Source organism: Burkholderia lata, from assembly GCF_902499335.1.
Classification (GTDB): domain Bacteria; phylum Pseudomonadota; class Gammaproteobacteria; order Burkholderiales; family Burkholderiaceae; genus Burkholderia; species Burkholderia lata_B.
The window spans coordinates 22,051-37,778 of sequence record NZ_CABVQK010000020.1 but is presented as its reverse complement, the minus strand read 5'-3'; the positions used below and the strand labels follow the sequence as shown (position 1 = coordinate 37,778).

11 protein-coding genes and 1 pseudogene are annotated in these 15,728 nt (G+C 62.0%); 5 read left to right on the top strand and 7 right to left on the bottom strand.

The features are described from left to right. Window positions 1-27: 27 nt before the first annotated feature. Together BCO18175_RS36105 and BCO18175_RS36100 are read right to left on the bottom strand one after the other, a co-directional pair. Entirely contained in the window at window positions 28-1,329 is a 1,302-nt protein-coding gene (locus tag BCO18175_RS36105) for a hypothetical protein (protein ID WP_174988164.1), read from the bottom strand. A 104-nt stretch (window positions 1,330-1,433) separates the two neighbouring features. Then, window positions 1,434-1,604 (bottom strand): rubredoxin, encoded by a 171-nt coding sequence (locus BCO18175_RS36100; RefSeq protein ID WP_004186709.1) that lies wholly within the window; start codon window positions 1,602-1,604, stop codon window positions 1,434-1,436. Between the two features lie 254 nt (window positions 1,605-1,858). Here BCO18175_RS36100 and BCO18175_RS36095 point away from each other — a divergent pair, with 254 nt between their 5' ends. From BCO18175_RS36095 to BCO18175_RS36080, 4 genes are all read left to right on the top strand, one after another. Next, entirely contained in the window at window positions 1,859-2,725 is an 867-nt protein-coding gene (locus tag BCO18175_RS36095) for a hydroxymethylpyrimidine/phosphomethylpyrimidine kinase (protein ID WP_174913045.1), read from the top strand. Window positions 2,726-3,160: 435 nt separating this feature from the next. Beyond that, window positions 3,161-3,631 carry an Hcp family type VI secretion system effector gene (locus BCO18175_RS36090; RefSeq protein ID WP_174988162.1) on the top strand — a complete coding sequence of 157 codons (471 nt, stop codon included), beginning with the start codon at window positions 3,161-3,163 and terminating at the stop codon, window positions 3,629-3,631. Between the two features lie 15 nt (window positions 3,632-3,646). Further along, window positions 3,647-4,261 (top strand): peptidoglycan recognition protein family protein, encoded by a 615-nt coding sequence (locus BCO18175_RS36085; RefSeq protein ID WP_174988159.1) that lies wholly within the window; start codon window positions 3,647-3,649, stop codon window positions 4,259-4,261. 4 nt (window positions 4,262-4,265) lie between these two features. Then, window positions 4,266-4,715: a hypothetical protein gene (locus BCO18175_RS36080; protein ID WP_174988157.1), complete on the top strand. Its 450-nt coding sequence runs from the start codon at window positions 4,266-4,268 to the stop codon at window positions 4,713-4,715. A gap of 107 nt (window positions 4,716-4,822) precedes the next feature. On the opposite strand, the gene groL is transcribed toward BCO18175_RS36080, so the two are convergent. The 3 genes from groL to BCO18175_RS36065 all read right to left on the bottom strand — a co-directional run bounded on the left by groL (window position 4,823) and on the right by BCO18175_RS36065 (window position 8,062). Then, window positions 4,823-6,463: a chaperonin GroEL gene (groL, locus tag BCO18175_RS36075; protein WP_174913049.1), complete on the bottom strand. Its 1,641-nt coding sequence runs from the start codon at window positions 6,461-6,463 to the stop codon at window positions 4,823-4,825. Window positions 6,464-6,509: 46 nt separating this feature from the next. Continuing rightward, on the bottom strand, window positions 6,510-6,803 hold the full coding sequence (locus BCO18175_RS36070) for a co-chaperone GroES (protein WP_174913053.1): 294 nt from the start codon (window positions 6,801-6,803) through the stop codon (window positions 6,510-6,512). A 488-nt stretch (window positions 6,804-7,291) separates the two neighbouring features. Further along, window positions 7,292-8,062: a response regulator transcription factor gene (locus BCO18175_RS36065; RefSeq protein WP_174988154.1), complete on the bottom strand. Its 771-nt coding sequence runs from the start codon at window positions 8,060-8,062 to the stop codon at window positions 7,292-7,294. A 401-nt stretch (window positions 8,063-8,463) separates the two neighbouring features. Here BCO18175_RS36065 and BCO18175_RS36060 point away from each other — a divergent pair, with 401 nt between their 5' ends. Next, the gene (locus tag BCO18175_RS36060) at window positions 8,464-9,147 is read left to right on the top strand and encodes a GntR family transcriptional regulator (protein ID WP_174988151.1); all 684 of its coding nucleotides are present in this window, start codon (window positions 8,464-8,466) and stop codon (window positions 9,145-9,147) included. Between the two features lie 291 nt (window positions 9,148-9,438). Here BCO18175_RS36060 and BCO18175_RS36055 read toward each other — a convergent pair whose 3' ends face one another. Beyond that, entirely contained in the window at window positions 9,439-10,242 is an 804-nt protein-coding gene (locus tag BCO18175_RS36055) for an EAL domain-containing protein (protein WP_174988148.1), read from the bottom strand. Between the two features lie 95 nt (window positions 10,243-10,337). Beyond that, window positions 10,338-15,116 (bottom strand): annotated as a pseudogene (locus BCO18175_RS36050) (YadA family autotransporter adhesin); the annotation flags it as partial. Window positions 15,117-15,728: the final 612 nt, after the last annotated feature.

The window sequence follows — 15,728 nt, the reverse complement described above, 5'->3', positions numbered from 1 at the left end:
GCCGCCGCGTGTTCGTCCCCTTGTTCGTCAGGCCCGGCCGAGCACCGCGCCGAGCGCGCCGGACGCCGCGGTGAGGTCCGGCGGCGCAACGCCGGCCGCGATCTTCAGCAGCGCCGCGCGCAGCATGTCGGACGCGTGGCCGTGCGCATCGAGGCCGCCGTCGGCAAGCCGCACGCCGTGCGCCGCACGCCGCCACGCCAGGCCGAGCGTGTCGGCCAGGAGCGCCGCGTGACCGAGCCCGAGCGCGCACGCAGCCGTACCGACCCGGTAGGCGGCGCCGGACGCATGCCATGCCGCACTCGCGTCGGCTGCGGCCGGATCGACAGCGAGGTCGGCCATCGATGCATCTGCCGTCTGCAGGAAATCCTCATAGGCATGCGCATTGACCGTCACGACCCCGAGCGCGCGGGTCGGCGCGGCGGCAACCGCGTCGTGCTCGGCCCGGGCGGCATCGGCCTCCCACAGCGCTTCGGACGCGGGCGTGCCGGCGACGTGCCAGTCGACCGTCAGCCCGTAGTCGTGCAGCACGTCGACGAGCGCGACATCCTCGGCCGCGGCGCCGAACAGCGCGAAATCGCGCCACAGCAGCGCCACCGTCTCGCGCACGAGTTCGGGCGGCGCACTGCGCCGGCCTTGTGCGTGCTCGCCGAGCAGCAGGTTCGTGCGTGCGAGAAAGCGCTTCAGCTCGGGCGCGCCGCTGGCGCGCAGCGCGCGCACGCACGCGGCCGCGAGCCGCCAGAAATCGTATGGATCGTCGCCGGCGAGCGCGGCCAGCATCGCGTCGAGTTCGTCGAGTGCCGCGTCGGGTGCACCGTGTTCCGCGCGCAGTACGCCAAGCAGCGCCTGTTCGTAGCGGGCACGAATCCGGGTCGCGACCGCATCCGGCAGTGCGCGCAGCGTGGCTGGCGGCACCGCGCGGCCGACGAGCGCGAGCGCGTCGAGCGGCGCGTTCGCGCGCAGGTCGGCGGCGCTTTGCGCACGCAACGCTCGGAAATGTTCGAAGAGAACGGGCGAGCAGGCGAGCTCGCGCAGGTTGTGGCGTGCGACCGCCGCGCGGAAATCGCGCAGCGCGGCACGCCAGCCGGCCGAAGTCGGCTCGGCGGCGACGAGCGGCACGGCAGCCGCCAACTGCCCCGCGAAACGCGCGGCCGGCAGCCAGCCGGCTTCCGCCAGCACGGCCGCCGCAGCGGATAGCGGCGCGGCCGCGTCGTCGCGATGCTCGAAGGCTTCGGCGGCCGCCGCAAGCCATGCGTCGGCCGCGCGCACGGCCCCGCCGCGCGGGTTGGGCAGTGCGTCAGGGTGGGGAACGTTTGCCGGTTCGGGCCTCATGGACACGCGCGCCTGTCATCGTCAAGTCACTCGCGCAAGCCCCGACGCGCGAGCGCCGGGCCGATGCGAGGCCTGAGCGGTGTGTCCGTGGGCCAAGGGTCCGGTCAGATCTGGACCATCTCGAAGTCTTCCTTGCGGGCGCCGCATTCAGGACACGTCCAGTTGATCGGGACGTCTTCCCAGCGCGTGCCCGGGGCAATGCCCTCTTCCGGCAGCCCGGCTTCTTCGTCGTAAATCCAGCCACAAATCAGGCACATCCAACTCTTGTATTCCATCTTAAGCCGCGTCGGGAAAGTCGGTAAATTCGGGAGCCATGATGGTACCGTGTCGGGGCCGGACTGCCTAGCAATCGCGCTGGAGTAACGCGACTACGTTGCGCTGCGCTAAAAAATCCGTCGTGCGGGCCGGATTCCGCCGCATAATGACTGAAAAGTGCGGCCTGCCGGGCAACACAGGGCCAAAAATGCCCATTTCGCCTCGCCGTCCGCATGTCCGTCGCTTTCCCGTTTTTCTCTTGCCCCATTTTTACATGTCCAGCAACGCCCCTCCGATCGTCCTCACCTTCGGCCTGTCCGATCCCACCGGCGGCTCCGGCCTCCAAGCCGATCTGATGACCCTGGCGAGCATGGGCTGTCACGGCGTGTCCGTCCTGACGGGCTACACCGTGCGCGACTCGGCCGCCTGCGACGAAGTGACCGGCCTCGATCCCGACGTGGTCGCCGCCCAGGCGCGCATGCTGCTCGAAGACATGCCGGTCGCGGCGTTCAAGATTGGCGCGGCAACGCGCGCGGAAGTCGTGAGCGCGATCGCCGAGGTCGTCGCCGACTACGACGGCGTGCCGCTCGTGCTCGCACCGGACTTCACGCTCGACGACGAGCACGTGCTCGCGGCCGACGACCTGCGCGAATCGATCGCCGACCTGTTGGCGCCGCAAACCACGCTGCTGGTCGCCGACTACGCCACGCTGATCGCACTCGCGCAGCCGGACGGCGACGCCGAGGCACCGAATCTCGACGCGGCCGTCTCGCACCTGCTGTCGCAGGGCTGCGAGTACATCCTGTCGTCCGAGATGGGATCGCACCGGCTCGTCAACACGCTGTACGGCGAGGAAGGCCAGCTTCGCGAGGACATGTGGGATCGCTCGCCGCACCGGCTGATGGGCATCACCGACACGCTGGGCGCGGCCATCGCGGCGCTGCTCGCGAACGGCCAGGAGCCGCCCGAGGCGGTCCGTGAGGCGCAGGAGTACCTGTACCAGGCTGTCCGCGACGCGTTCCGGCCCGGCATGGGTGCGCACCTGCCCGACCGGTTCTTCTGGGCGCGCAGCAACGAAGACTCGGACACGCCGCCAGCCGTGAAGGCCGACCCGGTGCCGAGGACGTCGCACCGGCATTGAGGTGCCGGGGCCACGCGGGCGTTTGAACAATCAAACACCCGCGCGCCCGTCACCCCTCAACTGCAAGCATCCGTCAATCGCACATGAATTCGGCATCGGGAATTCAATAATGATGCACGCGCTGTATCGACAACGACCGCCGGCTCCGCACGACTCCCTCTAAACCTTAGGCTTCCCGCCCCGCGCAGTCCGATATCCGAACCATCCGGCGCGCGATCCCGCCGATTCAGCCCGACACGGCCGCAGTCATCACGGCCGAATCCACGCTCTCGCCAACCCGACTCGATTCATATCCATTCTCGGTTGAGCGATGAACAAACATCGTACATTCCAACACAAAAACTCGCCGGAAATCGAATCGGTCCTATAGATTGGCTGCAATATCCACTGCTACGGTTCATTCCATTCAATGTGAACCGAGCAAAGGAGTATGCGATGGCGCAGGACATTTTCCTGAAACTGACCGGCATCAGGGGTGAATCTCAAGACGCCTTGCATCTGGACGAGATCGACGTATTGGCGTGGGATTGGTCCGCAGATCAGTCGTCAACCACGCGCACCGGCGGCAAGTGCACGGCCAATGACCTGACCATTGAACATTATGTTGATCGTGCATCGCCGATCCTCATGCTGCATTGCCTGAAAGGAAATCACATCGAGAACGCCGTTTTGGTAATGCGCAAGGCCGGCGGCGGCATACCCTTGGAATATCTCAAGATCACGATGGATAAGGTATTGATCACGCGAATCAATTCGGTCGCCAATTTGAACATGGTCAGGCCGCGAGAGGAGTTCCAACTTTCATTCGCCAGCATCCGGCAGGAATATGTCGTTCAGAATGCCCAGGGTGGGAACGGCGAAACGGTCGCAGCAGGATACGACATCAAAACCGGCAAAACGACCTGAGGATCGGAGTCAGTCATGCTTTTCATTTCAAAGCAGGGCCATGTCGATGCCGATCGCGTGATCGTCAGAATATATTCATCTATCGAACGTGGGCCGATGGAACACGTGAACGGTATCGTCGTCCATCAAACCGGAGGCGCCACCGTCTCAAGCACCTTCAATAGCTACAGCAACGCCAAGCACGTACCAAACGGCGCCCATTTCCTGATCGACAAAGATGGGACGATCTATCAGACCGCATCCCTGAACAGAATCACCAATCACGTCGGCAAGTTACAGTCACGCTGCATCAGCACACTCAAGTGCTCGACCGCTGACCTCCGGGCGGCAAGGCGTGCGTATCAGACCGGCCCCGCCGCGTCCCATCGTTACGAATCCCGGAAAGCGTTTCCAGACCGCTATCCATCCAACTCTGACGCAATCGGAATCGAACTCGTTGGCATGTACTACCCCGACGAGAAAAACGCGGAACCGGTTTATGAAAGCGTCACGACCGAACAGAATTCATCACTCAAATGGCTAGTTCGCGAATTGTCCGAGACGCTGAATGTCGAGATGAGAGAGGTATATCGGCATCCGGAAGTCGGGCGCAAGAACGCCACCGAGGCAAGCACGGCACTGTGGGAGTAACGCAATGGTTCGAGCCAAATGTGTCGCGGCGGTTGTGTTGTGCGTCCCGATCGCCCTCTGCCATGCCAGAGAGGTGAGCGCCGTGACTGTCGAGCAATCCGGCCAGACGTCGACCCCGAACGACCCGCTGACCAGGGGCGCGTGCAAGAATTTCACACCGACCGTCGCGCAACTGAAGCGGTTCTTTTCGAGAGCCGCGCCAATTGACGGCAAGTTTGTCGCCCACGATTACTACTCGCCCTGCTTTTCGGACGGCACGATTTCGTTCCCGGACGGTAGTTCGGGGAGGTGGCGCGCGTACTCCAGCGGCACTGCGTCGCTAACATGGGCATCGAACGACAACACTGTCTATCTCTACAACGGTCGCAACAACGGCTGGCACGATCCGTTCGCGTGCAGCTACGGCCTTCACGATGAAGACGACGACACTTCGTGCTACCTGCCGGGCTTCTGATTACGATCGCGCTGCGAATCCATAAAAAAAGACCCGCATCGCTGCGGGTCTTTTCTTTTGGCTGGAACGCGCATCGCTGCGCGCTCCGGACAATCGACCGAAGTCGATTACATGTCCATGCCCATGCCGCCCATGCCGCCCGGCATGCCGCCCGCCATCGGTGCATCTTCCTTCGGCAGTTCTGCGACAGCTGCGTCCGTCGTCAGCAGCAGGCCTGCAACCGAAGCTGCGTTCTGCAGTGCGGTGCGCGTGACCTTGGTCGGGTCGACCACGCCGGCTTCGACCATGTCGACGTACTCGCCCGTCGCTGCGTTGTAGCCGTAGTTGCCCGTGCCTGCAGCAACTGCCGCCACCACGACGCTGGCTTCTTCGCCGCCGTTCGTGACGATCTGGCGCAGCGGCTCTTCCATCGCGCGCAGCACGATCTTGATGCCGGCGTTCTGGTCGGCGTTCAGGCCGGTCAGGCCTGCGATCGCGGTGCGAGCGCGGATCAGCGCAACGCCGCCACCTGCCACGATGCCTTCTTCCACAGCTGCGCGCGTTGCGTGCAGTGCGTCTTCGACACGTGCCTTCTTTTCCTTCATTTCGACTTCGGTCGCTGCGCCGACCTTGATCACTGCAACACCGCCGGCCAGCTTGGCCACGCGCTCTTGCAGCTTTTCACGGTCGTAGTCCGACGTCGCTTCTTCGATTTGCGCGCGCACTTGCTTCACGCGTGCTTCGATGTTCACGGCTTCGCCTGCGCCGTCGATGATCGTCGTGTTTTCCTTGCCCACTTCGATGCGCTTCGCCTGGCCCAGTTCTGCCAGCGTTGCCTTCTCGAGCGTCAGGCCGGTTTCTTCCGCGATCACCTGGCCGCCGGTCAGGATCGCGATGTCTTCCAGCATCGCCTTGCGACGATCGCCGAAGCCCGGTGCCTTGACCGCAACGGTCTTCAGGATGCCGCGGATGTTGTTGACGACCAGCGTTGCGAGCGCTTCGCCTTCGATGTCTTCAGCGATGATCAGCAGCGGACGGCCAGCCTTCGCGACTTGCTCGAGTACCGGCAGCAGATCACGGATGTTCGACACCTTCTTGTCGTGCAGCAGCACGAACGGGTTGTCGAGGACGGCGACTTGCTTTTCCGGGTTGTTGATGAAGTACGGCGACAGGTAGCCGCGGTCGAACTGCATGCCTTCGACGACGTCGAGTTCGTCGGCCAGCGACTTGCCGTCTTCGACGGTGATGACGCCTTCCTTGCCGACCTTGTCCATCGCTTCAGCGATGCGATCGCCGATCGACGTGTCGCTGTTCGCCGAGATCGAGCCGACCTGTGCGATTTCCTTGTTCGTCGTGCACGGCTTGCTGATCTTCTTCAGCTCTTCGACAGCCGCTGCGACTGCCTTGTCGATGCCGCGCTTCAGGTCCATCGGGTTCATGCCCGATGCGACGTACTTCATGCCTTCGCGGACGATCGATTGCGCGAGGACGGTTGCCGTCGTCGTACCGTCGCCTGCGTTGTCGCTGGTCTTGGAAGCAACTTCCTTGACCATTTGCGCGCCCATGTTCTGGAGCTTGTCCTTCAGCTCGATTTCCTTCGCGACCGACACACCGTCCTTGGTGACCGTCGGGCCGCCGAAGCTGCGCTCGAGCACCACGTTGCGGCCCTTCGGACCCAGCGTGACCTTGACTGCGTTGGCGAGAATGTTCACGCCTTCGACCATCTTCGAACGGGCGGAATCGCCGAATACGACGTCTTTAGCTGCCATCTTCTAACTCCTTGAATTCTTGGGAATATGTACCGTCGGTGGACGCTTAGTTCGCGTTGACCACGGCCATGATGTCTTCTTCGCGCATGACCAGCAGTTCGTTGCCGTCGACCTTCACGGTCTGGCCTGCGTACTTGCCGAACAGGACGCGATCGCCGACCTTCACGTCGAGCGCGATCGGGGCGCCCTTGTCGTCGCGCTTGCCCGGGCCGATGGCCAGGACTTCACCCTGGTCCGGCTTTTCAGCAGCGGCGTCGGGGATCACGATGCCCGAGGCGGTCTTGGTTTCCTGATCCAGGCGCTTGACGATCACGCGATCGTGCAAAGGACGAAGGTTCATATTCACTCCTCTCTTGACTGAGATTGAAGAACGCTTAGGGAATCTGCCCGGCTTATCGCCCGGCAGAGAATTGTTAGCACTCTCGTGCAGCGAGTGCTAATTATATGGACGGGTTTTGACAAATTCAAGAAGGGCGATTGGCGGTTTTTTTCGGGCCGTCGAGGCTCGCTCAACCTTGAGCCCTGCTCACTTGGGCCAGTGCCCGAGACGTCCTGAATGACGCAGGGCAATCGGAAGCATATCCCGCAAAAACAATAACTTAGCGAGACTCTCGCCCGAGAGTCGGAGGGAGCCTGGAAGATGCCCTGAGCCGCTTGCTCGAGCCGTCGTCACGGATCTTCCCCGGCGACCACGGTACCTCAGGGAAATCCCGTGCATCAAGGTGCACCCAAGCAAATTAAATGGGGCTCGGACACTTCATTACGCTCACGATGTGGGCTCGCGGCGGCACCCTCGCCCCGTTGAACGGACGAATTTCCCGGAACTTTCTACAGCAGCGCGGGCGCCGGACTCTCGGAAATGGCACGCTGCGACACCTGGCCAGGGACCGCAAAACTCTCCACCGCCGAACATTCGTCGACCGTGTCGAGCCGGTAGCCATGCGTATACACGGCGCACAGTTGAAGCCCGTTTTCCGGACGAAGCGCCAGTTTTTGTCGAAGCCGGTAGATGTGAGTGTCGAGACTCCGCGAAGTTCCATCCAGCGCCCGCCCCCACGCCAGCGTCGACAACGAATCCCGCGAAAGCACGCTCCCGATGTTATTGAACAGGAAATTTGCCAGCGCAAATTCCTTTGCCGTCAAATCAATGATTTTTCCGTGCAGCGCGATGGTGCGCGCAAGCGGATTCAGAACATACGGCCCGACTTCGACCCTGCTATCGAGTCTTTTGTTGCGGCCCTTTCGACGCAACAGCGCATTGACGCGAGCGGCCAACTCGATCTCGCGAAACGGCTTACCGATGTACTCGTCGGCGCCTGCGTCCAGCGCGGCCGCGACATCTGCTTCAAGCGTTCTCGCAGCCAGGAACAAGACGGCCGGTTCGTCTCCGACGTTAGCCCGGATCCAGTGCAATAAATTCAGGCCGTTGGCATCCGGAATCCGCCAATCGAGCACGATGAGTTCGACCATCTCCCTTTTAAGAAACTGGACGGCTCGCGCGCTATCGCACACCCGGGAAATTTCCCGATTCGCCCCTCGCAGCGCCATTTCAAACGCTGACGCCTGCCCCGGATCCCCTTCCACCAACAAGATACTCATAACACCCCCAGCCTTCGTCGACCCGAATGATTTACATCGCACTCCAAATCGATCGCCTGCATACACCGGTACAAACATGACGTCTTATTTTTAATCGCTGCCGATCGATTGAAACCAATCTCACCTCAACACCAACCTCACAACCCAATCGCCACGCAACCTTCCAACCCTGACTCGCTGTCAACGAGCCGGGAGGTTCACCGTGGCGTTGCGCAACACGGCCCACCCATTAGGCATGTCACTCAGATGTTACTAACATATCAGTAGAATATCGAATCGCTTGCCGAAGATCAAAGAGGGGTAAACCCGTTCCTTGACCCTGCCCCTTTTACCTTGTGTTGAAAACAGGGGACGACCGGACTAATATGTTAGTGATATTCCTGCAGCGATCACTTACGCACATGAACGGACTGACGGGCAGCACCCTTGCCGAACAGGCTCACCAGAACCTCGAAGAACTCATCGTCACGCTCGAGCTTGCGCCCGGCAGCGTCTGGTCCGAGGCATCGCTCGCAGAAAAGCTGAATACGGGGAGAACGCCGGTTCGCGAGGCCGCACAACGATTGGCCGCTTCGCATCTCCTTCAGATCGTTCCGCGACACGGCATCATGATCACCGTCCCGAACATTCACGATCAGTTGCTCGTGCTCGAAACGCGGCGTGAACTTGAACGTCTCATTGCACAACGCGCTGCACGGCGAGCATTGCCCGAGGAGCGCGAGCAGATCCGTGAAATCGCCGAAAAACTCGACGCGGCAGGCGAATCACGAGACGTCGTCGGCTATTTGAGAGGCGTCTATTCCGTCAATCAGCTCATCGCGCAGTTTTCTCGGAACCGCTTCGCCGCCGAGGCTATTGCGCCGTTACATGCGCTGTCACGGCGCTTCTATTTCATGTATCACAAGCAGCTGGATGATTTGCCGACAGCAAGCCTGCAGCACACGAGAGTCGCGCGTGCAGTCGCTGACGGTGACGAACAGGAAGCCGGACGCGCATCCGACATGATGATGGACTATATCGACGCATTTACACGCGACTGCTTTACGCGTGACTTTGAGCCGCATCGCTCGCGAGCATCGGCCTGATCGTACTTTTCGGCTTCGATTTGCGATATCGACTGAAGGTTGCGCCGCGTGTTTTGATGCGCCACATGGCAATTTGATCGCGCGCCTTCGATGAATTGAGCAAGCACTTACGCCAGGCAAATGCCGCGCAAGATCGATCGCGCACATGCCGGCATCGGCGCAACCTCATCACTTCAGGCGGGATCGCATGGACACCCCGCCCATGTCGACCCATGCCGCCGAGTGCCAAATCCGTTACTCCCCTACCAAGCCCCCGCCATCCCTACCCACCCGAACCCGCGACGCCTCCCCTCACCGCGGAATTCCACACCCTTCGATCAATCGATTCATCTGATCCTCTCGAACGGGTTCAGAGATGTAGTATCCCTGGCAATCAATCTGCGCGAATGCTTTCAGCCACTCGAATTGCGCGCTGGTTTCGACACCTTCCACGACGACGTTCTTCTTCAAGCGGACCCCGAGCTCGACGAGCGTTTCGACCATCGCTCTCGATTCAGCATTTTCATGAACGTCACGCATGAAGGATCGATCCAGCTTGAGCGTGTCGACTGCCAGACAATGCAATTTGGTCAGCGACCAGCATCCTGAACCAAAATCGTCGATTGCAACACTCACTCCGAGATCCCGGATCGATGCCACCGCAGCGGCAAGTGCGTCGATCGGGCCGGGATCGATGGACTCCGTCAGTTCAATTTGGAAATTCCCGGCACAGACTCCGTAGGAATCCAGAACGCGCGATAGTCTTCCTGCCATCTCCGGTCGCGTAACTTCATGAGCGGGCAAATTTACAGATAGAGATAAATCGCGATAACCGAGCTCAGCCCACCCGGCAAGCACACGTGAGGACTCCGCGATCACATAGTCAGTAAACCGGCATGTCAGATGCGAATTCTCGACAAGGTCGATGAACGCTGCCGGCATCAACACACCGTGTTCCGGATGACGCCAGCGTATTAAAGACTCGAATCCGGACAGCAATCCGGTCTGAAGGCGAAGCTTGGGTTGATAGGCAAAGAAGAACTCCTTCCGAACCAATCCACGCTCCGCGTCTTCGACAAGATCATTAGTGTTGCAACGCACGGCCGTACCATCCACAGCGATCTCCAATGCATGCACTCAAGATTTCAGTGCCTGCTGATACGACCTTGCTCCCGCTCCGGGCTTTCCGGCGGCCGTGCATGAACATGCGATTACTTCCACTGGTACAGCATGCCGGCGCCGATCACCTTCTGACCGCCGCTGAAGCCGCCGTTGATCGACGCCTTCAGGTTGTCCGTGATGCGAGCCTGCATGTTGACCGCCATCGCCTTCTGGCCGAGGAAGGTCGACGTACCCACACCCATCCCGAAGTTGGCATCGCGATCGAGCTGCGGGATCGACGCCATCGCGCCGACGGCCGCGATACCCTGCTTCGCCATCTGGTCGGTCTGCTGCAGTTGCGAACCCAGCGAGTTGATCTGCGCCTGCTGGCCCGACAGTGCCGTCGACAGCGTCGACTGCACCGCATTCAGCTGGTTCACGTTGACCGCATCGGTGCCCTGCGTACCCGGCGCCACGTTGATGACCTGGCGCTGCTGCGTATCGCTGCCGACGGACACCACGTTCTGGCGGCCGCCGTCGCTCGAATTCGCACCGATCGCCACCGAGTTCGAACCGGCAGTGACGGTCGGCTTGTCGATGCCGGTGCCGTTCATGTCGGCGGCAATGCCGGCGGCGTTCCCGGTTTGCGGTGTGTTGTTCATCAATGTGGATAACTGATTCAGCTGGTTGTTGATGTTCGTCACACCGGTCGACAGCGATGCTACGCTCGCGTTCGTCGTGTTCAGGCCTGTGGACAGCGCACTGATGCTGGCCGCCGTCGACGTCGACAACGAGCTGATCGCAGTTGAGGTCGATGTGGCCAGCGCGGTCACGTTGCTGTTGGTCGCATTCAGGCCCGTCGACAGCGTGCTGACCGCGCTGTTTGTCGCGTTGAGCTGGCTGCCGTTGATCGCGTCCGTGCTGGTAGCCGAGACTCGGCCGGCAGCGACGTTCGTGATCTGGCGTTCCGCACCCGGCGAACCGACGCTCAGTACGCCCACCGGATTGGCGCCGGCGACCGCGTACGTGACGCCGCCGACCGTGACGCTCGACACACCGACCGCGTTGCCCGTAACCGAGTTGGCGCCGAGCGCGATCGAGTTGGCGACGTTCGCGGTGGCGTTCGATCCAAGCGCGAGCGCGTTGGCCGCGCTGGCCGTGGCGCCCGAGCCGTAGGCCTGTGCGCCTATGGCGCTGGCCGTGGCCTGGTTGCCCAGTGCAATCGTGTTGTCCGCAGTGGCCTGGCTCGAATTCCCAAGTGCGAGCGCACTGTTGCCGGTTGCCGTGCTTGCGTTGCCGAGGGCAACCGCGCCAGTGCCGGTCGCCGTGTCGTCCGCACCCATCGCGACCGCACCGGTACCCGTCGCGATGCTCGGGTCGCCGATCGCGACCGCGCCGTCGCCGCTTGCCGTGTTGCCTGAGCCGATCGACACGGCCTTGCCGCCCGTTGCCGATGCGCTCTGGCCGATCGCGACCGCACCGTCCGATTGAGCGTTCGAACCGTAACCGACGGCTACGCTGCTTGCGCCCGCGGCATTTGCGGCTACGCCGGCGGCCAGCGAATACATACCCGTCGCGGCGCTGTTCGCGTAGTTCGCCCCTTGCGCACCGCCATCGTTGACGCTGTAGTAGTGCGTTTTCGCGGCTTCGATTGCGGTCGAAGTCGATGTGGACAACGACGTGATCGAACTGCCGGTCGAGCTGAGGCCCGTGGACAGCGAGCCGATGCCGGTCGAGGTCGACGTGGACAGCGACAGGATCGTGCTGTTCGTGCTGCTCAGGCCGGTGGACAGCGACCCGATGCCGGTCGACGTCGACGTGGACAGCGACGTGATCGAGCTGTTGGTCGAGCTCAGGCCCGTGGACAGCGATCCGATACCGGTCGAGGTCGACGTGGACAGCGACAGGATCGAGCTGTTGGTCGAGCTCAGGCCCGTGGACAGCGATCCGATACCGGTCGAGGTCGACGTGGACAGCGACGAGATCGTGCTGTTGGTCGAGCTCAGGCCGGTCGACAGCGACGTGACGCTCGTCGACGTCGAGGTGGACAGCGAAGTGATCGAACTGGTGGCCGACGATAACCCCGTCGAGGTCGACGTCGACAGTGACGACACCGTGCTGTCCGTCGAGCTCAAGCCCGTCGACAGCGAGCTGATGCCTGTCGACGTCGATGTGGACAGCGACGTGATCGAGCTGGTGGCCGAGGAAAGGCCCGTCGAGGTCGAGGTCGACAGCGAGCTGATCGAGCTGTTGGCCGACGACAGACCCGTCGACGTCGATGTGGACAGCGACGTGATTGAGCTGGTAGCCGAGGAAAGGCCGGTCGACGTCGAGGTCGACAGCGAGCTGATCGAGCTGTTGGCCGAAGACAGACCCGTCGACGTCGATGTGGACAGCGACGTGATCGAGCTGTTGGCCGAGGACAGACCGGTTGACGTTGACGTCGACAGCGACGTGATCGAGCTGGTAGCCGACGACAGGCCCGTCGAGGTCGACGTGGACAACGACGTGATCGAGCTATTGGCCGAAGACAAGCCCGTCGAGGTCGACGTAGACAGCGACGTGATCGAACTATTCGCCGACGACAATCCCGTCGACGTCGAGGTCGACAGCGACGACACCGTACTATCCGTCGAGCTCAGGCCAGTCGACAGAGAGCTGATGCCCGTCGACGTTGAAGTGGACAGCGAGGTGATCGAGCTATTCGCCGACGAGAGGCCCGTCGAGGTCGACGTGGACAGCGACGTAATCGAGCTATTCGCTGACGACAGCCCTGTCGACGTCGAGGTGGACAACGACGTGATCGAGCTATTCGCTGACGACAGCCCTGTCGAGGTCGACGTGGACAACGACGTGATCGAGCTGTTGGCCGACGACAAGCCCGTCGACGTCGACGTGGACAGCGAGGTGATCGAGCTGTTCGCCGTTGACAGGCCCGTCGAGGTCGACGTGGACAGCGACGACACCGTGCTGTCCGTCGAGCTCAGACCGGTGGACAGCGAACTGATTGAGCTGTTTGCCGACGACAGGCCGGTCGACGTCGAGGTGGACAACGACGTGATCGAGCTATTCGCCGAGGACAGCCCCGTCGAGGTCGACGTAGACAACGACGTGATCGAGCTGTTCGCTGACGACAGCCCTGTCGACGTCGAGGTGGACAACGACGTGATCGAGCTGTTCGCCGACGACAAGCCCGTCGACGTCGACGTGGACAGCGACGTAATCGAGCTGTTGGCCGACGACAGGCCCGTCGACGTTGAGGTCGACAGCGACGACACCGTGCTGTCCGTCGAGCTCAGACCGGTCGACAGCGAGCTGATACCGGTCGAGGTCGACGTCGACAGCGAAGTGATCGAGCTATTCGCGGACGACAAGCCCGTCGACGTCGACGTGGACAGCGAGGTGATCGAGCTGTTCGCCGACGAGAGGCCCGTCGAGGTCGAGGTGGACAACGACGTGATCGAGCTATTCGCCGTCGACAGGCCCGTCGACGTCGACGTCGACAGCGACGACACCGTGCTGTCCGTCGAGCTCAGACCGGTGGACAGCGAACTGATTGAGCTGTTTGCCGACGACAGGCCGGTCGACGTCGAGGTGGACAACGACGTGATCGAGCTATTCGCCGAGGACAGCCCCGTCGAGGTCGACGTAGACAGCGAAGTGATCGAGCTGTTCGCCGACGACAGGCCCGTCGACGTCGACGTGGACAGCGAGGTAATCGAGCTGTTCGCTGAAGACAGGCCCGTCGACGTCGACGTGGACAGCGACGTAATCGAGCTGTTGGCCGTCGACAGGCCCGTCGACGTCGACGTCGACAGCGACGACACTGTGCTGTCCGTCGAGCTCAGGCCGGTCGACAGTGAGTTGATACCAGTTGAGGTCGAAGTGGACAGCGACGTAATCGAGCTATTCGCCGACGACAAGCCGGTCGAGGTCGACGTCGACAGCGAAGTGATCGAACTGTTCGCCGACGACAGCCCCGTCGAGGTCGACGTTGACAGCGAAGTGATCGAGCTGTTCGCCGAGGACAGACCCGTCGAGGTCGAGGTGGACAACGACGTGATCGAGCTATTCGCCGACGACAAACCCGTCGAGGTCGACGTCGACAGCGAGGTGATCGAACTATTCGCCGTTGACAGGCCGGTCGACAGCGAGCCGATACCAGTCGACGTCGAGGTGGATAACGACGTGATCGAGCTATTCGCCGACGACAGGCCCGTCGAGGTCGACGTAGACAGCGAGGTAATCGAGCTATTCGCCGACGACAAGCCCGTCGACGTCGAGGTGGACAACGACGTGATCGAGCTATTCGCCGACGAGAGGCCCGTCGAAGTCGACGTCGACAGCGAAGTAATCGAGCTGTTCGCCGTCGACAGGCCCGTCGACGTTGAGGTCGACAGCGACGACACCGTGCTGTCCGTCGAGCTCAGGCCGGTCGACAGCGAGCTGATACCGGTCGAGGTCGAGGTGGACAGCGACGTAATCGAGCTATTCGCCGAGGACAAGCCCGTCGAGGTCGACGTCGACAGCGAGGTGATCGAGCTGTTCGCTGAAGACAGGCCCGTCGACGTCGACGTGGACAACGACGTGATCGAGCTATTTGCCGACGACAAACCCGTCGAGGTCGACGTCGACAGCGAGGTAATCGAGCTATTCGCCGACGAGAGGCCCGTCGAAGTCGACGTCGACAGCGAAGTAATCGAGCTGTTCGCCGTCGACAGGCCCGTCGAGGTCGACGTCGACAGCGACGACACCGTGCTGTCCGTCGAGCTCAGGCCGGTCGACAGTGAGTTGATACCAGTCGAGGTCGAAGTGGACAGCGACGTAATCGAGCTATTCGCCGAGGACAAGCCCGTCGACGTCGAGGTGGACAACGACGTGATCGAACTATTCGCCGTTGACAGGCCGGTCGACAGCGAGCCGATACCAGTCGAGGTCGAGGTGGACAGCGAAGTGATCGAACTGTTCGCCGACGACAGGCCCGTCGAGGTCGACGTCGACAGCGAGGTAATCGAGCTATTCGCCGACGACAAGCCCGTCGACGTCGAGGTGGACAACGACGTGATCGAGCTGTTCGCCGACGAGAGGCCCGTCGAAGTCGACGTCGACAGCGAGGTAATCGAGCTGTTCGCCGACGACAGCCCCGTCGACGTTGAGGTCGACAGCGAGCTGATACCGGTCGAGGTCGAGGTGGACAGCGACGTAATCGAGCTGTTCGCCGATGACAGGCCCGTCGAGGTCGACGTCGACAGGGAGGTGATCGAGCTGTTCGCCGAGGACAATCCCGTTGACGTCGAGGTGGACAACGACGTGATCGAACTATTCGCCGACGACAGACCGGTCGAGGTCGATGTCGACAGCGAGGTAATCGAGCTGTTTGCCGACGACAATCCCGTCGACAACGAGGAAACCGAGCTGTTGGCCGAGGACAGGCCAGTCGACGTCGATGTCGACAGCGAAGTGATCGAGCTATTCGCCGACGACAAACCCGTTGAGGTCGA